This is a genomic window from Streptomyces sp. NPDC002926, from assembly GCF_053591755.1.
In genome coordinates this window covers 22,644-43,098 of sequence record NZ_JBSFUK010000031.1, presented here as the reverse complement: position 1 = coordinate 43,098, position 20,455 = coordinate 22,644, and the positions used below count along the sequence as shown (strand labels likewise).

The window sequence follows — 20,455 nt, the reverse complement described above, 5'->3', positions numbered from 1 at the left end:
GACAGGACGGGAACGGGCCCGTTACGGGCCTCGGCGCCATGGGCCTCCCTGACGGGACATCGCACATGTCGAGGCCGGAGCGCGGGCGCCATGACCGGCTCAGCCGCGGGGCTGGCCATAGGCCCGCTCGACGCGCAGCCGGAGAACGAGGCGCTTGTCGCGGACCATCGCACGCCGGTAGTCGTCCCAGTCCGGGTGTTCGCCCACGACGTCCCGGTAGAGGGTGATCAGCTCTTCGACGGTGGCGTCGTACGGGTCTGCCGCGACCGGGGAGAGCTCCGCGGTGCCCTCGACGACGGTCCATGCCCAGCGGTCGCCGCTGGTGACGTGGTACCCGGCGCGCGGGTCGCGGCGCAGGTTCCTGGTCTTGGCCCGGTCATCGGTGACGGACACCCGGATGGTCCGCTCGTCGGCGTAGTACGCGTGGTTCACATTGGAGAGCTGGGGCCTGCCGTCCCGCTTGAGCGTGACCAGTACCCCTCCCTCACACTCGGCGACCAGCTTCAGCAGGGCTTCCTGCTGCGCGTCTCTTTCGGGGTCCTGCGGAGCGTCGATGTCCGTCATGACCACAGCAACGTCTCACCTGGCACGGGTGTTCCTGAAGATCTTTCCTCTCCGATGTCACATCCGGGTGCACCCGGTCCGTCATACGCGTGCAAGGACATTGCCCCTACTCCTGGAGGCCCGTCATGGCCCGTATCTCCCTCACCCCACGCCGCTCGCTCCTGTTCCGTGCGGTGGAGTGGTACTCAAAGCGCGCGTACGGAAAAGTCATCGACCCCGCGAGGGCGCTGGCTCACAACCCACGGGTGCTGTGGAGCGATCTGCGTTTCGAGCAGTCGCTCGCCAAGTGGAAGGAGCTCGACTCCGATCTGAAGGCACTGGCCGTGATGGCCTCGGCGGCGTCGATCGGGTGCAGCTGGTGCATGGACTTCGGGCACTGGGAGAGCCGGCAGCGCGGCATGGACGTGCGCAAGCTCCGCGATGTGCCGGTGTGGCGCGAGAGCGACGTCTACACCCCGCTGGAGCGCGATGTCATGGAGTACGCGGAGGCGATGACCGCCAATCCGCCGGAGGTCGGGGACGAGTCGGCGGCCAGGCTGCTCAGCGCCCTCGGCGAGGCCGCGTTCGTCGAGCTGACCGCGATGGTGGCGGTGGAGAACCTGCGCTCGCGGATGAACGCAGCACTGGGTCTGACCAGCCAGGGCTTCAAGGATCACTGCGACATTCCGGCCGGCGAGGGAACCCCCGCCCGCTGAGCCGCGTGCCGCGGGACCCCCGCTCGGCAAATTGTTGACGATCATGTTGACAGGGGAGCTCACAGCTCCAGATACTGACTGACGATTCAGTTAATCTGTCGTCGTCGCGTCTGGAGACAGCATGTCCGAGCTCCCCACCGAGCTGGTCCCGCTCATCGCGGAACAGCGCGACATCGTCGAAGCCGGCCGCACCTTCGCATCGAGCAGGCGCGGCTGATGACCTCGGAGACGACGGCCTCGGACATCATGCGGCCGATTCTCTCGAGGAGCATGTGAGATGGCGTCGACGGTTCTGACGGGCGGTGAAGCCGTCGTACGGGCGCCGGCCGCGCACGGCGTCACGCAGGCCTTCGGGATTCCCGGTACACACAACCTGGAGATCTACCGGCATCTCGCGGTGTACGGCGTCGCGCATGTGACGCCACGCCATGAGCAGGGCGCGGGATACGCGGCGGACGGGTACGCCCGGGTGACCGGCCGGCCCGGAGTCGCGATCACGACTACCGGGCCCGCGCTGCTGAAGACCGCCGCCGCCGTCGGCCAGGCGTACTCGGACAGCGCGCCACTGCTCGTCGCCTCTCCCGGGATGCCGCTGCGCCATCCCCGCCAGTCGACCGGGCTGCTGCACGAGATGCGCAGCCGGACCGAGGCGCTGCGCGGTGTTACGGCGTTCAGCCACCGGGTGTCGACGGTCGAGGAGATCGGTGCGGCGGTCGCCCGCGCCTTCACACACTTCGACTCCGAGCGGCCGCGGCCCGTGCACATCGAGATCCCGCTCGATCTGCTGGAGACGGCGGAGCCGGTGGGAGACGTACGGATCGCCGCACCGGCCGGGCCCACGCACGGCGAGCACGCCGGAACCCCCGAAGCGCTCGCCGCCGCCCTCAACCGGGCCCTCGCCGCACCCGGCCCCACCGTGATCACCGTTCCCGAGGAGACCACCGGATGACCACTCCCCTGCTGTCGCTCACCTGGACAGACCATGTCACCGGCCGCCGGGGCCACCTGGTGATCGACCGGCTGGTGCGCGGGGTCTCCAGCGGCGGCCTGCGGATGCGCGAGGGCTGCACGCTGGACGAGGTGGCCGGGCTGGCCCGCGGGATGACGATGAAGGAGGCCCTCCACTACAACGCCGACGACCCAACGGCCAGGTACATCCCGCTCGGCGGCGCCAAGGGCGGTATCGACTGCGACCCGCAGGATCCGCAGGCGTACGGGATCCTGGTCCGCTATCTGCGCGCCGTGCGCCCGTACATCGAGAACATGTGGACCACCGGCGAGGACCTCGGGCTGACTCAGGACATCGTCGACAGGGCCGCGGCCGAAGCCGGTCTGGTCTCCTCCATCCAGGCGGTCTATCCGCTGCTGGACGACGAGGTGACGGCGCGCCGTCGCCTCGCGGACGCGTTCGCCGTCGAGGTGGACGGCATCGGGCTCGACGAACTCGTCGGCGGCTGCGGTGTCGCCGAGTCGGTCCTGGTCGCGCTGGACCGGGCGGGCGTGGCGTACGAAGGGACCCGCGTCTGTGTCCAGGGCCTTGGCACGATGGGCGGGGCGACAGCCCGGTTCCTCGCCCGCGCCGGGCTGAAGATCGTGGCCGTCGCCGACATCAAGGGCACCGTCGCCAATCCGGCCGGGCTGGACGTCGACGCGCTGCTCGCGGCCCGTGACTCGTACGGGACGGTCGACCGTACGGCGCTGCGCCCGGACGATCTTGAGCTGCCGGGCGACGCGTGGCTGTCGGTCGACGCGGAGGTGCTGGTGCCTGCCGCGGTCTCGTACGCCGTGGACACCGCCAATCAGGCCCAGATCACCGCGCGTTGGATCGTCGAGGCGGCGAACATGCCGGTGCTGCCCGACGCGGAGGAGCTGCTCGCGCGGCGCGGCATCACGGTGCTGCCCGACGTCGTCGTCAACTCCGGTACGAACGCCTGGTGGTGGTGGACCCTGTTCGGGGACATCGGGGCCGACGCGGACGAGGCCTTCGCGTACACCCGTCAATCGATGCGCGCGTTGATCGGCCAGATGCTGGCGCGCGCGGAGGCTGACGGGACCACGGCGCGGGCCGCCGCGCACGCGATCGTCGCCGACCGACTGCCGGTCATCGCCGAGCGCTTCGGCTGGTACAGATGACGGCTTCGCTCGCAGAGGCGGCCGCCGAAGCCGCTCGCGGCACCGGGCATCCGCTCGTCCTCGAGGCGTTGGGACCGGCTCACAGGACCGAGGCGGGCGGCGGGCCGTGCAGATCGCCGACGCGGGCCGGGCCACCGCGACCGGCGGAGAGGGATGGTATCCAAGATCGCCTGTGTAGGGTGACGATGTGACAAGAGTCCGGTTGAGCGTGGCGGAGCGGCGGGAAGAGCTGCTGAGGGCTGCCGTCGAACAGATCGAGGAACACGGTGTGGCGGCCGTGCGGATCGCCGACGTCGCGTCGGCCCTCGGTGTGAGCAATGCCCTGGTGCTCTACCACTTCTCGACCAAGGAGAAGCTGGTCGCGGCCGCCTTCACCTACGCCGCCGACGGTGACCTCGCGCATCTGCGCAAACTGCTGGGCCGCCGCACCTCGGCACTGCGCCGGCTGCGCGCCGCGGTCCGCTGGTACGCGCCGACCGGACAGGCCAAGGGCTGGCGGCTGTGGATCGAGGGCTGGGCGGCCGCGCTGCGCGAGCCGGCGCTGCGGGACGTCGCCCGCGATCTGGACCAGCAGTGGAAAGCCGCCCTGACCGAGGTCATCGCGGAGGGTGCGGCGGCGGGCGAGTTCCCGTGCGAGGACCCGGCGGCAACGGCCTGGCGGCTGACGGCATTCCTGGACGGGCTCGCTGTGCAGATGACTTCGTACGCGGGGTCGCTGTCGCGCGCCGCGATGCTGCAGTGGACGGACGACGCGCTCGCCCGGGAGCTCGGCGTCCACCGTGACGCGCTGACCGCCGCGGCACGCTGAACGCCTGAACGCCTGAACGCCGAACGGCTGAACGCCCAGGGCCCGCAGCCCCCATACTGGGCAACTGTGTCTCACCAGTCGCAGCATCAGACGTCCCAGCAGCCCGAACAGCCGACGGATCGCCTCCCGCACGATGTGCTGGTGGTCGGCGGCAGCGGTGTGGACACGGTCGTCCGTGTCGACTCCCTGCCGGTCCCGCTCGCGGATTCGGTCGGCGTCGGCCCGATCCGTGAATGGCCGGGCCACACCGGTGGCAATGTGGCCCTGGGCTGCCGGGCCCTCGGGCTGAATGCCACCCTCATCGATTACATCGGCGACGACTGGCCGGGCCGCCAGGTCAGGGAGCAACTCGCCTCGGGAGGCGTGAATTTCGAGCCTCTGATCTCACCGGCGGGGACGCGGCGCGCGGTCAACCTCGTCGACCCCGCCGGCCGTCGGATGTCCTTCTACGACGCCCGGGATCCCGGCGAGCTGCGGATGCCGCGCGACTTCTACCTCCCTCATCTGCGTCGCGCTCGCCACATCCATCTCTCGATCATGAACTTCGCGCGGTTCCTCTACGACGACATCGAAGCCCTGGGCGTGCCGGTCTCCACCGATCTGCACGACTGGGACGGACTGGCCGACCACCAGAAGGAGTTCGCACTCCGCTCGGACCTGGTCTTCCTCAGCGCTGCCGGCGCGGGCGAGCGGATAGCGTCGGTGATGCGGGAGATCCTGCGCGACGGCCGGGCACAGGCGGTGGTCGCGACAGCGGGTGCCGGTGGCTCGTACCTCCTCAGCCGGGACGGGGGAAGCACCCCGCGCCCGGTCCCGGCGGTCGTCCCGCCCGCTCCGGTGGTCGACTCCAACGGCGCGGGTGACGCCTACGTCTGCGGCTTTCTGTACGGGCAGCTGTCGGGCCGCGATCTGGAGGAGAGCGCGAGACTGGGTGCGGTGGCCGGTGCCCATGCCTGTACAGGCGAGGGCAGTACGGCGCTGATCGGACCGGAGGAACTGTTGTCGTCGGCCGTGGCCTGACGCACCGGTTCGTACGCCACCGAGCCTCATCCGTCACACGACCTCAGTCTCTTACGGCCTCGGTCGCCGTACGGGGCGGGAAAGGCGAGGCCTGTCAGCCTCGCCGACTCATGCCACAGCCGGCGCCCGACTGCGGGATCCTGCGCGCGCGGAGAACGTGGTGCGCTTCGGCGCGCCTTCGAAGGAGCCGAGGCCGGAAGGGCCGTGGCACTCCCCGGCCCGCGCGTCCGGGTCGGCGGCGGCCCGCAGCCCCGGGAGGGCGGCGGCCAACCGCGTCCGAACCGAAGGCGCGCACCGCGAAGTTGATGATCCGGTGCGGCGGCGGGGCGGCGCGATCACTGCCGGCGCAGCCGCTCGACGGCGGCCGCACCGCACTCCGGGCCGAGGGGCGGCCGAGGAGCAGCCGCGCTCCGGCTCCGGCGAGTCCCCGTGGCGACCGCGAAGCCGATCCCGCGGTTGGCACCGGTGACCAGGGCCGTACGCCCGGTGACCCGGGGCGGGCCCGCTACGCCCCGGCCCTCCGCTGTCACAGAGGCAGCAGGTCCGGGCGCTTGGCCTCGACATGGTCGCCGGAGCTCTCGCCGCGCAGCCGTCGTCCGATCCACGGCACCAGGTGCTCACGCGCCCAGTTGATGTCGTCGCGGCGCACCTCGAACGGTCCGCGCGGCGGCAGGGGCGGCCACGCCTGGTCGGGGTCGGCGGGCACCTCGAGTCCGAGCACCTGGGCGGCACGCAGCGCGACCCGGGTGTGGCCCTCGGGCGACAGATGCAGCCGGTCGGCGTCCCAAGCCCGCCTTTCCTGGATGGACTTGAGCGACCACAGGTCGAGTACGGGGCAGTCGTAGCGGTCGGCGATGGCCCGTACATGCGCGGTGTACGTGGCGATCTTGCCGCGCAGATGACGCAGTACCGGCACGCCACGGGTGTCGAAGCCGGTGGTCACCATGACGGTGCCGACCGAGCCGGTGAGGTCGGCGACGGCCCGCTCGAAGCGCTCGGCCACGTCGTCGGGGTTGCTGCCGGGCCGGATGATGTCATTGCCGCCTGCGCAGAAGGTCACCAGATCCGGGGCGAGTTCCTTTGCCCGCGGGACCTGTTCCTCGACGATCTGGTCGAGGAGACGGCCGCGTACGGCGAGATTGGCGTACCGGAAGGTGTGCTCCGGCATCCGGTCGTCGAGCAGGACCGCGAACCGGTCCGCCCAGCCGACGTACCTCCCGTCGGGGCCCGGGTCGCCGACGCCCTCGGTGAAGCTGTCACCGATCGCCGCGTACGACCCGAATACGCCACTGTTCTCTGTTCTCGAATCGTCTGACACGAGAACTCATTTTTCCCTTACGGATGTGACCTACGCGACCGTAAGGAGGGGTTGACGAGGGGTGATATAGACCACCGGTCAAGATTCGTCCAACCCGGAATACGCCGACTCCCCCCGCGCCGCGGGCGGCGGCACGAGGGGAGGACGGGCGACGACGCGCGTCGGACGGATCAGATGGAGACGCCGTGCTGACGCAGGTAGGCCACCGGGTCGATGTCCGAGCCATAGCTGGGGCCGGTGCGGATCTCGAAGTGCAGGTGCGGGCCGGTGGAGTTGCCGGTGGTGCCGGAGAGGCCGATCGGCTGGCCGCCGCTCACGCTCTGGCCGGAGGAGACGGCGAGGGAGGAGAGGTGGGCGTACTGCGAGTAGGTGCCATCGCTCTGCTGGATGACGATCTGGTTGCCGTACGCACCGGCCCAGCCGGCGGAGACGACAGTGCCCTGGCCGACGGCCTTGACGGTCGTGCCGGAGGATGCCGCGAAGTCGAGACCGGTGTGGTAACCGCTGGCCCACATGGCACCGGCGAGGTGGTACGGGGTGATGACGGTCGCGCCGTCGACGGGGGCGGTGAAGCCGGAGGCGCTGGTCTGCGTGGCGGCGCCGCTGCTCGCCGAGTCGCCGGACGAGGACGGCGCGGAGGACTGCACGGCCGAGCCCGAGTCCGAGGAGCCCGAGTCCGAAGACGGCTTCGAGGACGGCTTCGAGGAGGACCGCTCCGGGCCTGCCGGGCTCTGCGACTTCTCCGGAGCCTTCGCCTTCGCCTTCGCGCCGAGGGTGAGCTTGAGGCCGGGGTGGATCAGCGACGGGTTGTCGCCGACCCGCTCCCGGTTGTCCGCGTACAGCTTCTTCCAGCCGCCGCGGACATCGTGCTCGTCGGCGATCTTGGCCAGATAGTCGCCGGGGACGACTGAGTAGGTGGTGGGAGTGGCCTTCTTCTGCGCCACGTGGGCGGTGGCAGACCCGGCGGAGAAAGGAGAGGATGTGGCGGCGGTCACAGTCTTTTCCGGTGCCACGGCCGGAGCGGCCTTTTCTGCCGCATGGGCGCCGGTGGCGCCTATCAGCGGAAGTGCGATGGCGGCGCCACCCGTACCGGCGGTGACGAATCCGCGCGCGATCGGGCTGACCTTGGGGCGACGGTGCTTGCCCTTCTTGGGCATGGCGAATTCCTCTCCGGCGCCGGCGTGGTGAGCTGTCGGGTTCGGGCTGGAGATGCCCGGCCGCGCAGTTGCGCGACTTCACCCCAAGCCGTCCGGAAGTCCGGAATCGGCGTACTACCTGGGTCCCCCGCTCCTGCCGCACGTTGTTGGGTGGAATTCCGGACGGCGGCAGGATTAGGCGGTCCGTCCGGATTGGTCGTGACCGTAAACGAATGGGTGGACCGGGACAAGCTGTCGCTTTCGCCCGCCAATGATCCGTCTGATATCACCGCGAAATTCCCGTCACCCTCCGTAAATCAATGATCTTCACCGTCCGCCCCGGCAACGGAATTCACCTTCCTCGCGCCGTCGCGCACCGTCACGAATATGATCCCGCTCACGGACCGTGCCACCTCTCCCCCACAGACAGGGCACGTTATGCCTAATCGTCCAATTCGGACATAACAGGCATTTAATAGCAATGGTCTGCTTATAGCCCGCGGCCCCCCTTACCGCCCAATTCATGCCACGCCCATCGGAATTTCGTCGGGGATTGAGCCGGAGCAGCCGGCGGAATTCATTGCAGCCGGGGCCGCTCCTGTCAGCCGCGCCGACTCAGCGGCGCCGGAGCCGGATCACCGTGGCGTCCATGTCCCCCTTCAGCCCGGTGTGCAGCCCCTGGTGCAGGAGCAGGGATCCGCGATGCGCAGCGCCCGAGTCCGGGCACTCGTACACGGCTGCCGGATCGAGCCCGCGCAGCCTGAGCCTGGGCGGCTGTTCGCCGTAGTGCTGCGCCTGGAGCCAGGCGAGGACGACTGTCTCGTCACCTCGTATGTACTGCACGGCACTCAGTCCGCCCTCCGGCGCCCGCAGCCGGTACAGCTCGCCGTGCTGCACCACAGGCCTGATCTTCTTGTAGAGCTCCACCCAGCCGTGCGCCTCGGCGAGCTCCTCCGCGCTCCACTCGGTGAGATCGCCGCCGACTCCGAGCACTCCTGCCATGGCGCTCACAAAGCGGAACCGGAGTGTGCTCACGCGGCCATTGAGCTGGACGTTGGGGCTGTCGGTCACCCAGGCCGCCATGGCCCGTACCGGGTGCAGCTGGGTGAAGCCCTGCTGGATGGCGAGCCGGTCCAGCGGATCGGTGTTGTCGGAGGTCCACACCTGATCGGTGCGGGAGAGGATCCCGAGGTCGATCCGGCCGCCGCCGCCCGAGCAGGACTCGAAGGCGACCGAGGGATGCGCGGCGCGCAGCCTGTCGAGGAGCGCGTACAGCGCGTGCACATGCTCGACCCACAGCTTCTGCGGATACCTCTCGCCGGGCCAGCCGGCATCCGTGAAACAGCGGTTGAAGTCCCATTTCACATAGTCGATGGGCGCGCCGGCGAGCAGTCCGTCCAACTGCTCCCAGAGGTAGGCCTGTACGTCCTCGCGCGCGAGGTTCAGTACGAGCTGGTTGCGGAACTCCGTCCGTGCCCGGCCCGGGTGGTGCTGGACCCAGTCGGGATGCGCGCGGTAGAGATCGCTGTCGGCGTTGACCATCTCCGGCTCGACCCAGATCCCGAACTGCATACCCAGCGCGTGCACTTCGTCGGCGAGCGGCTTCAGTCCCCGCGGGAAACGCTCGGTGTTGGGGGTCCAGTCGCCGAGTCCGGCGCGGTCGCTGGTGCGCTGCCCGAACCAGGCGTCATCCACCACGAAGAGCTCGACGCCCAGGGCCGCCGCCCGCTGCGCGAGCGCCCGCTGCTGCTTCTCGGAGATATCGAAGCCGGTGGCCTCCCAGGAGTTGTAGAGCACGGGCCGGTCGGCCCGGGCGTCCGGGATCACATGCGCCAGCTGCCAGGCGTGCCAGGCCCTGCTGGCTCCGCCGAACCCTCCTTCGCTCCACAGTCCGGCGAAGACGGGCGAGGTGTACGACTGGCCCGGTGCGAGCCGCAGCAGCCCGGAGTCGTCGTAGCCGGCCCCGCCTGTTATCTGTACGAGTCCGTCGGGCAGCCGCGCCACGGAGATCCGCCAGGACCCGGACCAGGCAAGGGCGACGCCGTACACCTCGCCCCGCTCCTCCGTGGCCCCTTCCGCGTCCAGCGCGACCCAGGGCAGATGCTGGTGGCCGGTGTGGCCGCGCCTGCTGCTCAGCACTTTCTCGCCGTACGTCAGCTCCGAGCGTACGAGCAGTGACTCGGCCGCCCACCGGCCGTGCAGCTGACTGAGCCGCCAGCTGTCGCGCTGCGGGAGTGTCCACGTGGCGGCATCGGCGCGCAGGAGTTCCAGGTCGGGGCCTTCGCCCTCATGGGTGAGGGTGACCCAGCGCTCGATGACGTCCGTGTCGTCGCGCATCCGGAGATGCAGGGTGAGCCCGAGGCCGTGTACGGCGTCGGTGAAGCGGAGCCTCAACTCGTCGCCGGCCACCTTCTCCGTGCCGGCGAAGGTCCACTCGGTGCCGCGCACCGTATCCGTACGGACGGAGAGCGCCGGCCGTACGAAGCGTGGCCCGCCCTCGACGGGATACTCCTCGTGTCCGTCGAGCTGCGACTCGAACGGCCAGTAGGGCGGCAGGCTCTGGGCCGCGAGGGCCTCCGCGTCGGCGCCGGAGATCCGTGGCCCCCAGTGGAGATGGAGCAGTTCGTCGGCTTCCGTGAGGCTCAGCGCATAACTGCTCGTCGGTCCGGAGAGAACCCACGTACGGCCCTTGCCAACGCTCTCGATCATCCCAACCCCTCAGATTCTCACAGGTCCGCACAGACCCGCACATCATCCGACGGAAGCCGCGGCCGGTGCAACGCCCTCGCGGGGACGGACCGAGATGATTGCCCGATGAAGCAATGTCGTATCGTCGGGAAACGCGCCATCGTCGGCGAGCAGCGCCGACGGCTGTCACTTCAGGAGCCCCCGTGACACAGCAGCTGCCGCAGGTCCCGTCGACAGAGCCTGAGCTGTCCGGAGTGCGCAACTTCCGGGATGTGGGCGGCCTGCCGACCGTGGACGGACGGCGGGTGCGGTACGGACGGCTCTTCCGCAGCGGCCATCTCGCCAACGCCACGGCGAGCGACACCGCGTTCCTCTCCACCCTGGGCCTGCACACGATCTTCGACTTCCGCAATGCCGCGGACCAGAAGCTGGAGGGCCCGGACGTCGAGCTGCCGGGCGTGCGCAATGTGAATCTGCCGCTCACCGACCCGGCCGACGGCGCCCAGTTCTGGAAGATGGTCCGGGAGGGCAATCTCGACGAGCTGAAGTCGATCCTCGCGGACGGCAAGGCGGCGGGCCGGATGTCGGCGTCGTACCGGGCGATCGTCAAGCAGCGCACCGCTGAGCACAGCCGCGTACTGCACGCGCTCGCGGAGGACAGCGTTCCGGCGCTGATGCACTGTGCGGCGGGCAAGGACCGCGCCGGCATTTCGATCGCGGTGTCGCTGCTCGCGGTCGGCGTCGAGCGCGAGGCCATCGAGGCGGACTACCTCAAGTCCAATGACCCGCACCGCCGTTACCTGGTGCGCCGTAGCGACAACTCCCCGGCCGGGATGTCCCCCGAGGTGATGGAGCTGCTGAGCCCGCTCTTCGACGCGCGCGCCGAGTACCTCGCGGCGGCCTTCGAGACGATCGAGGAGACCTGGGGCACGACGGAGCGGTACCTCACCGAGGGCCTGAAGGTCACCCCGGAGACACGCGAGCGCCTGCGCGAACGTCTCATCGACGAGGCGTAGGCAACCGCGGAGCCCGAGAGCTAGTTCTGACCGCCCAGCGTGAACAGAAGGTAGAGGAACCCGGCGAACAGATGGCCCGCCACCAGATAGGCGAAGAGCCGGATCACCAGTCCTCGGGGAAACTTCCGCTCCTCACTGTCACTTCTGGTCATCGCGGTCTTACGCTCGGGCATCGCGGGCCTCTCTGAAGTCAGTTGTGCGCATGGAGGTCGGGGCTCTGCAGCAGTGTGTGGACGAACAGCAGCTCGGCCCCCTCACGCCCGGCCGCCGCGAGGCGGTGCGGGGTCAGTGAGTCGAAGTGCGCGCTGTCCCCGGGAGCCAGCTCGTGGACAGCGTCACCCAGACCCAGGCGCAGTCGGCCCTTGAGCACATGGAGCCACTCCTCCCCGGGGTGCACCCGGACGAGCTCGCCCTGACTGCCGTACGGGATCACCAGCCGCAGGGCCTGCATCGCCCGGCCGGCGCCGCCGGTCTGGTGGTAGGTCCAGCCGTCCGCCTCGGAGGGCTCGCGGCTGCCGGCGCGGATGATCGGCTCGCGCTCCGGCGCGAGCTCGCCGAGGAGCTCCGCCACTGTCGAACCGTAGATTCTGGCGAGAGCGAGCAGCATCGGCAGCGACGGCTGACGGTGGCCCGTCTCGAGCCGGGAGAGGTGGGCGGGAGAAAGCCCCGCACGCCGGGCTGCGGCTTCCAGGGTCAGGCCGCGGCGGCGGCGCAGGTCGCGAAGCCGCGGCGCGACATCCGGCAGCGGGGTGGCGGCTTCTCCGGGAGAGCTCATGCCTCCATTGCGCCAGGGACTTTCCTCCGAGGCAAATTTCTTGCCCCGGAGGCAAAAGTCAGCGGTTGGCGACCGCCTGCTTCACCAGCGTCTTGCCGAAGTCCCACATCAGCCCGCCACCGCCGTGCGCATCGTCCATCACCGCGGTGAAGGCCACCACGAACCGCTCGACCTCCCGCTCTCCGATGGTCAACGGCGGAATCAGCTTGATCACTTCCATGTGGTCGCCCGAGACCTGGGTGAGGATCCGGTGCTTCTGCAGCAGCGGCACCACCACCATCTGCGCGAAGAGACCCTTGCGGGCCGCCTGCAGCATGGTCCAGCGGCTGCGCAGCTTGATCGAGTCCGGGCGGCCGAACTCGATGCCGATCATCAGTCCCCGGCCGCGCACCTCGTGCAGCAGCTCGTAGCGCTCGACGAGCGCGGCCAGCCGTGACCTGAGCAGTTCCCCGGTCACCCGCGCGTTCGCCACGACATGCTCGTCCTCCAGCACCGAGAGCACCGCGAGCCCGGCAGCCATCGCCTGCGCGTTGGAGCCGAAGCTGGCGGAGTGCACCAGCACCCGGTCCATCGACGAGTAGACCTTCTTGAAGATCCAGTCCTTGCCGAGGGTCGCGCCGACCGGCACATACCCGCCCGAGAGCGCCTTCGCCACACAGACCAGATCCGGCTCGACCCCCGCCTCGTACTGGTACGCGTAGAAGTCACCGGTCCTGCCGAGGCCGGTCTGCACCTCGTCGGCGATCAGCAGCGCCTTGTGCTTGTGCAGCAACTCCTGTGCGGCGTAAAGGAATCCGGCAGGCGTCGCATGCACGCCCTTGCCCTGGATCGGCTCCACCACGAGGCCCGCCACATCGCCCCGCGTCAACTCCCGCTCCAGCGCTGCCAGGTCGCCGAGCTCGATCGCGGTGTCGGGCAGCAGTGGCGCGAAGCCGTCCCGGAAGCCGGCCTCCCCGTTGACCGACAGCGACCCGGTGGTCAGGCCGTGGAAGGCGTGCGAGCAGTAGAGGATCCTCGGCTTCCCGGTCGCGTACCGGGCGAACTTCAGCGCCGTCTCCACCGCCTCCGTACCGCTGTTGCCGAAGAACACCCGCTCCAGGTGCGGACTCTGCCTCAGCAGCTTCTCCGCCAGCAGCCCCGGCAGCGGCTGGCAGTCGAAGCGGGTCAGGTCCGCGAGCGAGGCGTCGAGGACGTCGTGCAGCGCCTTGCGTACGACGGGATGGTGCCGCCCGAGCCCCATCACCCCGAAGCCCGCCAGCATGTCGAGGTAGTCGTTGCCGTCGGCGTCCCAGAAGTACGCCCCTTCGGCTCGCTCGTAGACCTTGTCGAAGCCGATGGTGTGCAGCATGCGTGGCAGCTGGTGGTTGAGATGTCGCGCATGCAGCTCGTAGCGCTCGGCTCCGCGCTCCGCGAGGAGTCTCGCCAGATCGAAGCCCTTGAGCGGCTCGGTCATTCCTCAGCTCTCCTTGACTGCCATGGCGGCACTGATCCGTCCCGCGATCTCGACCGGGGTGAGTCCGATGTCGGCCAGCACCTCGCCGCGCTTGCCGTGCGCGAGGAACTGCTCGGGGATGCCGAAGGTGCGCAGCGGCACATCCACGCCGGCGTCGCGCAGCGACTGCCCGACGGCCGAGCCGACGCCGCCGTTGCGGCTGTTGTCCTCGACCACCGCCACCAGCCGGTGCTGTGCGGCGAGCGGCACGAGCTGTTCGTCGACGGGCTTGACCCAGCGCGGGTCCACCACGGTGCAGCGGAGACCGCTGCCCCTGAGCAGCTCCACCGCCTGCAGACAGACGGCGGCCAGCGCGCCGACCGAGACCAGCAGCACCTCGGGGTCGTCGGCCCGGTGCAGTACGTCCATCCCGCCGATCCGCCCGATCGCCTCGACCGGCTCGCCCACCGACTCCTTGGGGAAGCGCAGCACCGTCGGGGCGTCATCCACGGCGACGGCCTCGCGCAGCTCCTGGCGCAGCCGGTCGGCGTCGCGCGGCGCGGCAATCCGCAGCCCCGGGACGACCTGCAGGATCGACATGTCCCACATACCGTTGTGCGAGGGCCCGTCGACCCCGGTGACGCCGGCCCGGTCCAGCACGAAGGTCACCCCGCACTTGTGCAGGGCGACATCCATCAGCAGCTGGTCGAAGGCGCGGTTGAGGAAGGTGGCGTACACGGCGACGACCGGGTGCAGTCCGCCGGTGGCCAGCCCGGCCGCGGAGACCGCGGCGTGCTGCTCGGCGATGCCGACGTCCCACACCCGCCCGGGGAACCGCTCGGCGAACTTGCTCAGCCCGACGGGATGCAGCATCGCGGCGGTGATCGCCACGACGTCCGGCCGTTCCGCGCCGATCTCGGCGATCTCGTCCCCGAACACCGATGTCCAGGAAGGCCCGTTGGAGGGTGCGAGCGGTTCGCAGGTGAGCGGGTCCATCATCCCGACGGTGTGGAAGCGGTCGGCCTCGTCCTCCATCGCCGGCTGGTAGCCCCGCCCCTTCTCGGTCAGGCAGTGCACCAGCACGGGCCCGTGGAAGCGTTTCGCCCGGCGCAGCGCGGACTCGACGGCCGCTATGTCGTGCCCGTCGATCGGCCCCACGTACTTCAGGCCCAGATCCTCGAACATCCCCTGCGGCGCGAAGGCGTCCTTGAACCCCTTCTTCGCGCCGTGCAGCGATTCGTACAGCGGCTTCCCGACCACGGGTGTGTGCTGAAGAACGTCCTTGCCCCAGGCCAGGACGCGCTCGTAACCGTCGGTGGTACGGAGTGTGGCGAGGTGGTTGGCGAGACCGCCGATGGTCGGCGCGTAGGACCGCTCGTTGTCGTTCACCACGATGATCAGCGGCCGGTCCCTGGCGGCGGCGATGTTGTTGAGCGCCTCCCAGGCCATACCGCCGGTGAGCGCGCCGTCGCCGATGACCGCGACGACATGGTCGCTGCTGCCCAGCACCTGATGCGCCTTGGCCAGGCCGTCCGCCCAGCCGAGCACGGTCGAGGCGTGGGAGTTCTCGATGACGTCGTGCTCGGACTCCTCGCGGGAGGGGTAGCCGGAGAGACCGCCCTTGCCGCGCAGCTTGGAGAAGTCCTGCCGGCCGGTGAGCAGTTTGTGTACGTAGCTCTGGTGCCCGGTGTCCCAGAGGATGCGGTCGACGGGCGAGTCGAAAACCCGGTGCAGGGCGACGGTCAGCTCCACCACCCCGAGGTTCGGTCCCAGATGGCCCCCGGTTCGGGCCACCGCCTGGACCAGGAACTCTCTGATCTCCTTCGCGAGTTCTTCGAGTTCCGCATCTGTCAGCGCCTTGAGATCGCGCGGCCCCCGGATATTCTCCAGAATCGTCACTGGTCGGACCCCCTTCACATGCTGTTCAGCTCACGGTGACGGCAGGCTGCCCGGAGGCCACCCCCGCGTCCTCCATGGATTCGGCGATCTTCATCGCCTCTTCGATGAGGGTCTCGACGATCTTCGACTCGGGCACCGTCTTGATGACCTCGCCCTTCACGAAGATCTGACCCTTCCCATTGCCCGACGCCACACCGAGGTCCGCTTCCCTCGCCTCGCCGGGGCCGTTGACGACGCAGCCCATGACGGCGACGCGCAACGGCACCTCCATCCCCTCGAGACCCGCCGTGACCTGGTCGGCGAGCTTGTACACATCCACCTGCGCGCGGCCGCAGGAGGGACAGGAAACGATCTCCAGACGGCGCTGCCGCAGATTCAGCGACTCCAGGATCTGGATGCCGACCTTGACCTCTTCGGCGGGCGGGGCGGAGAGCGAGACCCGGATGGTGTCGCCGATGCCCTCGCTGAGCAGCGCGCCGAAGGCGACGGCCGACTTGATGGTGCCCTGGAACGCCGGTCCCGCCTCCGTGACGCCCAGATGCAGCGGATAGTCGCAGGCGGCCGCCAGCTGCCGGTAGGCGCCCACCATCACGACCGGGTCGTTGTGCTTGACGGAGATCTTGATGTCGCGGAAGCCGTGCTCCTCGAAGAGGGACGCCTCCCACAGCGCGGACTCGACGAGCGCCTCAGGCGTCGCCTTGCCGTACTTGGCGAGGAGCCGGGCATCGAGCGATCCGGCATTGACCCCGATACGGATCGGGGTGCCGGCCTCGCCGGCCGCACGGGCGATCTCCTTGACCTTGTCGTCGAACTGCTTGATATTGCCCGGATTGACCCGGACCGCCGCGCAGCCGGCGTCGATCGCGGCGAACACGTACTTCGGCTGGAAGTGGATGTCCGCGATCACCGGGATCTGCGACTTGCGCGCGATGGTGGCCAGCGCGTCCGCGTCGTCCTGGGTGGGACAGGCGACCCGTACGATCTGGCAGCCGGACGCGGTCAGTTCGGCGATCTGCTGCAGCGTCGCGCCGATGTCGGAGGTGCGCGTGGTCGTCATCGACTGCACCGACACGGGAGCGTCCCCGCCGACGGCCACGGTGCCGACCTGGATGCGCCGCGAAGTGCGGCGCACCGCGATCGGCCTGGCCGGCAGCTCGGGCAGCCCCAGTGCGACTGGCTTCCCTGCAGACATCACGTCACCCGCGGTTTCCCGAGACGGTGTCGCGCGCCGCCCGGAGCGACTCCTTGAGGGAGCCCATGGTGGCGAGGACGGCGGTGGGCTCGTAGCCGCAGTGCGCCATACAGTTGGCGCAGCGCGGGTCTTTGCCGCGGCCGTACTTGCTCCAGTCGGTGTCCTCGATGAGCTCCCGGTAGGTGGGGACGTATCCGTCGGCCATCAGATAACACGGGCGCTGCCAGCCGAAGAGCGAGTAGTTGGGGATCGCCCACGCCGTGCAGGGGAAGTCCGCCTTGCCCTCGAGGAAGTCGAGGAAGAGCGGCGAGTGATTGAGCCGCCAGCGTCGCCGATTGCCGCCCGCGAAGGACTTCTTGAACAGCTCACGGGTCTGCTCGACGCCCAGGAAGTGCTCCTGATCGGGCGCCTTCTCGTAGGCGTACGCGGGCGAGATCATCATCTCGTCCACCTTCAGGTCGTCATTGAGGTAGTTGAGTACCTCGATGACGGTCTGCGGGGTGTCGGTGTTGAAGAAGGTGGAGTTGGTGGTGACCCGGAAGCCGCGCTTCTTGGCCTCCTTGATCGCCTCCACCGCCTCGTCGAACACGCCTTCCTTGGCGACCGACTCGTCGTGCCGCTCGCGCAGCCCGTCGATGTGCACGGCAAAGGCGAAATAGCGAGAAGGAGTGAAGTTCTCGATCTTCTTGCGCAGCAGCATGGCATTGGTGCAGAGGAATACGTACTTCTTCCTGGCCACCAATTGCCGGACGATCTCATCGATCTGAGGGTGCATCAGCGGCTCGCCGCCCGCGATCGAGACCATCGGGGCCCCCGACTCGAGCACCGCCCCGACCGCCTGCGCGACCGGCATGCGCTGCTTCAGAATCCCGGCCGGGTGCTGGATCTTCCCGCAGCCCTCGCACTTCAGATTGCAGGCGAAGAGCGGCTCCAGCTCGACGATGAGCGGAAACTTCTCACGCTTGCGGAGCTTCTGTTCAAAGAGGTACGTCCCGACCCTGATGGTCTGACGGAGCGGCATGGCCATCTAGCTCACCTCCTGGGGAGCAGCAAAGAACGGTGCCATTCATAGAAAGCGGGAAGGACGGCGCGAAGAACGCGGAAGGCTGATATTCCACCGCGCACCGTGCCGATACGGACCAGTTCATGCTCCGGAGCGTCCACGACCACCCGGACGGCCGCAACCGGGCGGGGCCCGGCGCTCAGAGCGCCGCGCAGCGTGGCAGCGGACTCCATGTCCACCGCAATCGCCCCGGTGGCACGCAGCGCGGCACGCTCCTGACCGCGTACGACATGGTCGGACCCGGTCAGCGTGCCGGTGTGAACGGCGCGTCCGGGTACGGCCCGGGCCACCGCCTCGACCAGCACTTCCGTGTTTGTGCAGGCCGTGACGCCGGTGGTGTCGCGAGTCTCGTCGGCCACGACGAGATCCCCCGGGTGCATGCCCGGGGCGAGGCCCGCACAGAAACCGGACGCGACCACGGCCGCTCCGCCCAGCGGACCGTCGCGCAACGCACCGAGAACGGCGCGCTCCGCGTTGTCCGGCCCCATACCCGTACGGAGCACGGTGACCGGGCCGCGCGCGCCACCGCGGTTGCCACTGTGGTCGCCGCTGCGCAGGGCGAGCTTCTCGATGCCGAGCGCACAGGCGATCAGCAGCGGCACGGCGGAGCCGGACGGTTCCGAGGACGCTTCCATCAGCCCCCCTTGCGGCTGTCCGTAGGGCCGGCGAACAGCTCTCCGTGCACATAGCGGCCGAGCGCCGTGAGCGGGAAGACCTGGCGGTAGAGGTGGTAGTTGATGGAGAAGTCCCAGGGGAAGCCGGTGCCGGTGAAGTGCGGCTCGTCCCAGGAGCCGTCCGGCTGCTGGGTCTCGACGAGCCAGGCCACTCCCCGCTCCACCGACGTGCTCTCCCGCTCCCCCGCCGCGAGCAGGGCGAGCAGCGCCCAGGCGGTCTGGGACGCGGTGGAGGCGCCGTGGCCGATCCACTGCTCCATGGGGGTCCCCCCAGGACGAAGTCTCTGGGGGAGGTAGGAGCGCAGATCCTCGCCCCAGCCTCCGTCGTCGTTCTGAACGGATGTGAGCCAGCGGACCGCACGGCGGACGGCGGGGTGCGCGGCGGACATACCGGCCGCGATCAGCGCAGGCACCACCGACCCTGTCCCGTATACGTAGTTGACACCCCAGCGCCCGAACCAGGCGCCGTTGGACTCCTGTTCGGCGAGCAGCCACTCGATGCCGCGCCGGGTACGGGGGTGGTGGGCCATGCCCTCGTGGGCCAGCATCTCGACGACATGCGCGGTGACGTCGGCCGACGGCGGGTCGATGACCTCGCCGAAGTCGCAGAACGGCAGCCGGTTGGGGAACGCGCTGGTGTTGTCGGCGTCGAACGCGGCCCAGGCACCGTTCCTGGACTGCATGCCCATGGTCCAGCGCGCGCCCCGCCCGATCACCACATCGACCTGCGCCGGGTCGGGGTGCTTGACCCTTCTCAGGGCGAGGATGACTTCGGCGGTGTCGTCGATGTCCGGGTAGTTGTCGTTGTGGAACTCGAACGCCCAGCCCCCCGGGGCGAGTCCGGGCCTGCGTACGGACCAGTCGCCGGGCCGTACGATCTCCTCGCCCAGCATCCAGTCGGCGGCCTTCACGAGCGCGGGGTGGTCCGCTGCCACCCCGGCGTCGGCGAGCGCGATGGTGGCGAGGCAGGTGTCCCAGACCGGTGACTGGCAGGCCTCGATCATGCGGGCGCCGTCCTCGCGCCACACGGCGAAGCGGTCCAGCGACTCCAGACCCGCCCGCATGACGGGATGCCGGAGGTCGTAGCCGAGGAGATGCAGGGCGATCACGGAGTACACGGCGGGCGGCTGGATTCCGCCCCAGCAGCCGTCGTTCTCCTGACGCTCGATGATCCAGCGAGCGGCGGCGTTCATCGCGACGCGCCGCAGCCGGCGCGGTGCGAGCTTGTGGTACGCGTGCAGCGCCTTGTCCGCGCGCTGGAAGAACCCGTCCCAACTCGCGGCGGGGGCAAGCGGTTTGGGCGGGTTCGGCACCCGGGCATCGATGTGCAGCTCATCGAGCGCGAACGGCGCGGGCCGCACCGGCCGCTTCGCGGAGACCACGGTGAGCGGAACGATGGTCTGCCGGGCCCAGCAGCCGAAGTCGTAGATGTTCAGCGGGAACCACTTGGGCAGGAAGATCAGCTCGGGCGGCAGCTCGGGCAGGTCGTCCCACTTCCACCAGCCGAAGAGGGCCAGCCAGATCCGGGTGAAGACCCTGCTCGCGGCGATGCCCCCCTGCTCGCGGATCCAGCCGGAGGCGCGAGCCATGTGCGGGGCCTCGGGCAGGTCGCCGGCCAGCCGCAGGGCGACGTACGCCTCGATGGTGGTGGAGAGTTCACCGGGACCGCCGTAGAAGGTGGCCCAGGTGCCGTCCTCGCGCTGCTCGCCGCGGATGAAACGGGCGGACGCCTCGGTGGTCAGCGCGTCCTGGATGCCGAGGAACTGACGGAGCAGCAAATCCTCCGCGTCCATCGTCACATTGGTTTCGAGGTCGCCCTTCCACCAGCCCTGGGCGTCCTGCCGACCCAGCAGATGCTCCACTGAGCGCTCCGCGGCCCGCCCGGCGGCTTCGAGAATGCCGCTCGCTGCGGTTGTCGTCCCGGTTGTTTCACTGGCCGCGGTTACGGCGGCCCCCGCGGGCCCGCTGCTTCCGTCGGTCGTCGCTGTCATGGCTTCCCCTTCGATGCAGTGGTTCTCTGCCGTGCTGGGGTCTCCGTCGGC

Annotated in this window: 18 protein-coding genes and 1 riboswitch; of the genes, 6 read left to right on the top strand and 12 right to left on the bottom strand. The window is 69.5% G+C overall.

Annotated elements, in window-relative coordinates; genetic code table 11:
- Nucleotides 1-99: 99 nt before the first annotated feature.
- Nucleotides 100-564: a PPOX class F420-dependent oxidoreductase gene (locus ACWDZ6_RS29005; protein WP_451505198.1), complete on the bottom strand. Its 465-nt coding sequence runs from the start codon at nt 562-564 to the stop codon at nt 100-102.
- A 125-nt stretch (nt 565-689) separates the two neighbouring features.
- Between ACWDZ6_RS29005 and ACWDZ6_RS29000 the strand changes: the two genes are divergently transcribed.
- From ACWDZ6_RS29000 to ACWDZ6_RS28980, 5 genes are all read left to right on the top strand, one after another.
- Nucleotides 690-1,259: a carboxymuconolactone decarboxylase family protein gene (locus ACWDZ6_RS29000; RefSeq protein ID WP_451505197.1), complete on the top strand. Its 570-nt coding sequence runs from the start codon at nt 690-692 to the stop codon at nt 1,257-1,259.
- 277 nt (nt 1,260-1,536) lie between these two features.
- Nucleotides 1,537-2,208 (top strand): thiamine pyrophosphate-binding protein, encoded by a 672-nt coding sequence (locus ACWDZ6_RS28995; RefSeq protein WP_451505196.1) that lies wholly within the window; start codon nt 1,537-1,539, stop codon nt 2,206-2,208.
- Complete coding sequence (locus tag ACWDZ6_RS28990) at nt 2,205-3,392, top strand: Glu/Leu/Phe/Val dehydrogenase dimerization domain-containing protein (protein ID WP_451505195.1); 1,188 nt, start codon at nt 2,205-2,207, stop codon at nt 3,390-3,392. Before ACWDZ6_RS28995 ends, ACWDZ6_RS28990 begins: the two co-directional genes overlap by 4 nt.
- 187 nt (nt 3,393-3,579) lie before the next feature.
- Nucleotides 3,580-4,200, top strand: a complete 621-nt coding sequence (locus ACWDZ6_RS28985; RefSeq protein WP_351445518.1) for a TetR/AcrR family transcriptional regulator — start codon at nt 3,580-3,582, stop codon at nt 4,198-4,200.
- 138 nt (nt 4,201-4,338) lie between these two features.
- Entirely contained in the window at nt 4,339-5,220 is an 882-nt protein-coding gene (locus tag ACWDZ6_RS28980) for a carbohydrate kinase family protein (RefSeq protein WP_451505208.1), read from the top strand.
- Between the two features lie 526 nt (nt 5,221-5,746).
- On the opposite strand, the gene ACWDZ6_RS28975 is transcribed toward ACWDZ6_RS28980, so the two are convergent.
- From ACWDZ6_RS28975 to ACWDZ6_RS28965, 3 genes are all read right to left on the bottom strand, one after another.
- Nucleotides 5,747-6,538, bottom strand: coding sequence for an SGNH/GDSL hydrolase family protein (locus tag ACWDZ6_RS28975; RefSeq protein WP_451505194.1), 792 nt, complete (start codon nt 6,536-6,538; stop codon nt 5,747-5,749).
- 170 nt (nt 6,539-6,708) lie between these two features.
- Nucleotides 6,709-7,695, bottom strand: coding sequence for a M23 family metallopeptidase (locus ACWDZ6_RS28970; RefSeq protein ID WP_451505193.1), 987 nt, complete (start codon nt 7,693-7,695; stop codon nt 6,709-6,711).
- A gap of 4 nt (nt 7,696-7,699) precedes the next feature.
- Nucleotides 7,700-7,873: riboswitch (cyclic di-AMP (ydaO/yuaA leader) on the bottom strand.
- 416 nt (nt 7,874-8,289) lie between these two features.
- The gene (locus ACWDZ6_RS28965) at nt 8,290-10,383 is read right to left on the bottom strand and encodes an alpha-galactosidase (RefSeq protein ID WP_451505192.1); all 2,094 of its coding nucleotides are present in this window, start codon (nt 10,381-10,383) and stop codon (nt 8,290-8,292) included.
- 182 nt (nt 10,384-10,565) lie between these two features.
- Here ACWDZ6_RS28965 and ACWDZ6_RS28960 point away from each other — a divergent pair, with 182 nt between their 5' ends.
- Nucleotides 10,566-11,378: a tyrosine-protein phosphatase gene (locus tag ACWDZ6_RS28960; RefSeq protein WP_451505191.1), complete on the top strand. Its 813-nt coding sequence runs from the start codon at nt 10,566-10,568 to the stop codon at nt 11,376-11,378.
- A gap of 20 nt (nt 11,379-11,398) precedes the next feature.
- On the opposite strand, the gene ACWDZ6_RS28955 is transcribed toward ACWDZ6_RS28960, so the two are convergent.
- The 8 genes from ACWDZ6_RS28955 to shc are packed head-to-tail and all read right to left on the bottom strand — an operon-like array spanning nt 11,399 to nt 20,404.
- Nucleotides 11,399-11,551: a DUF6126 family protein gene (locus tag ACWDZ6_RS28955; RefSeq protein WP_451505190.1), complete on the bottom strand. Its 153-nt coding sequence runs from the start codon at nt 11,549-11,551 to the stop codon at nt 11,399-11,401.
- Nucleotides 11,552-11,568: 17 nt separating this feature from the next.
- Nucleotides 11,569-12,153 carry an XRE family transcriptional regulator gene (locus ACWDZ6_RS28950; RefSeq protein WP_451505189.1) on the bottom strand — a complete coding sequence of 195 codons (585 nt, stop codon included), beginning with the start codon at nt 12,151-12,153 and terminating at the stop codon, nt 11,569-11,571.
- Between the two features lie 58 nt (nt 12,154-12,211).
- A complete protein-coding gene (locus ACWDZ6_RS28945; RefSeq protein WP_451505188.1) occupies nt 12,212-13,606 on the bottom strand; it encodes an aspartate aminotransferase family protein in 1,395 nt (464 codons plus the stop codon).
- Between the two features lie 3 nt (nt 13,607-13,609).
- Nucleotides 13,610-15,484 (bottom strand): 1-deoxy-D-xylulose-5-phosphate synthase, encoded by a 1,875-nt coding sequence (dxs, locus tag ACWDZ6_RS28940; protein WP_451505187.1) that lies wholly within the window; start codon nt 15,482-15,484, stop codon nt 13,610-13,612.
- Between the two features lie 25 nt (nt 15,485-15,509).
- Complete coding sequence (ispG, locus tag ACWDZ6_RS28935; RefSeq protein WP_451505186.1) at nt 15,510-16,676, bottom strand: flavodoxin-dependent (E)-4-hydroxy-3-methylbut-2-enyl-diphosphate synthase; 1,167 nt, start codon at nt 16,674-16,676, stop codon at nt 15,510-15,512.
- A gap of 4 nt (nt 16,677-16,680) precedes the next feature.
- The gene (hpnH, locus tag ACWDZ6_RS28930; RefSeq protein WP_326653919.1) at nt 16,681-17,703 is read right to left on the bottom strand and encodes an adenosyl-hopene transferase HpnH; all 1,023 of its coding nucleotides are present in this window, start codon (nt 17,701-17,703) and stop codon (nt 16,681-16,683) included.
- Between the two features lie 5 nt (nt 17,704-17,708).
- Nucleotides 17,709-18,374: a phosphorylase family protein gene (locus tag ACWDZ6_RS28925; RefSeq protein ID WP_451505185.1), complete on the bottom strand. Its 666-nt coding sequence runs from the start codon at nt 18,372-18,374 to the stop codon at nt 17,709-17,711.
- A complete protein-coding gene (gene shc / locus ACWDZ6_RS28920; protein ID WP_451505184.1) occupies nt 18,374-20,404 on the bottom strand; it encodes a squalene--hopene cyclase in 2,031 nt (676 codons plus the stop codon). Before shc ends, ACWDZ6_RS28925 begins: the two co-directional genes overlap by 1 nt.
- Nucleotides 20,405-20,455: the final 51 nt, after the last annotated feature.

Coding starts and splice junctions, on each gene's coding strand:
- hpnH (WP_326653919.1), bottom strand. CDS start 17,703: ATGGCCATGCCGCTCCGTCAGACCATCAGGGTCGGGACGTACCTCTTT.
- ACWDZ6_RS28955 (WP_451505190.1), bottom strand. CDS start 11,551: ATGCCCGAGCGTAAGACCGCGATGACCAGAAGTGACAGTGAGGAGCGG.
- ACWDZ6_RS28990 (WP_451505195.1), top strand. CDS start 2,205: ATGACCACTCCCCTGCTGTCGCTCACCTGGACAGACCATGTCACCGGC.
- ACWDZ6_RS28970 (WP_451505193.1), bottom strand. CDS start 7,695: ATGCCCAAGAAGGGCAAGCACCGTCGCCCCAAGGTCAGCCCGATCGCG.
- ACWDZ6_RS29000 (WP_451505197.1), top strand. CDS start 690: ATGGCCCGTATCTCCCTCACCCCACGCCGCTCGCTCCTGTTCCGTGCG.
- ACWDZ6_RS29005 (WP_451505198.1), bottom strand. CDS start 564: ATGACGGACATCGACGCTCCGCAGGACCCCGAAAGAGACGCGCAGCAG.
- ispG (WP_451505186.1), bottom strand. CDS start 16,676: ATGTCTGCAGGGAAGCCAGTCGCACTGGGGCTGCCCGAGCTGCCGGCC.
- ACWDZ6_RS28945 (WP_451505188.1), bottom strand. CDS start 13,606: ATGACCGAGCCGCTCAAGGGCTTCGATCTGGCGAGACTCCTCGCGGAG.
- shc (WP_451505184.1), bottom strand. CDS start 20,404: ATGACAGCGACGACCGACGGAAGCAGCGGGCCCGCGGGGGCCGCCGTA.
- ACWDZ6_RS28925 (WP_451505185.1), bottom strand. CDS start 18,374: ATGGAAGCGTCCTCGGAACCGTCCGGCTCCGCCGTGCCGCTGCTGATC.
- ACWDZ6_RS28995 (WP_451505196.1), top strand. CDS start 1,537: ATGGCGTCGACGGTTCTGACGGGCGGTGAAGCCGTCGTACGGGCGCCG.
- ACWDZ6_RS28950 (WP_451505189.1), bottom strand. CDS start 12,153: ATGAGCTCTCCCGGAGAAGCCGCCACCCCGCTGCCGGATGTCGCGCCG.
- ACWDZ6_RS28965 (WP_451505192.1), bottom strand. CDS start 10,383: ATGATCGAGAGCGTTGGCAAGGGCCGTACGTGGGTTCTCTCCGGACCG.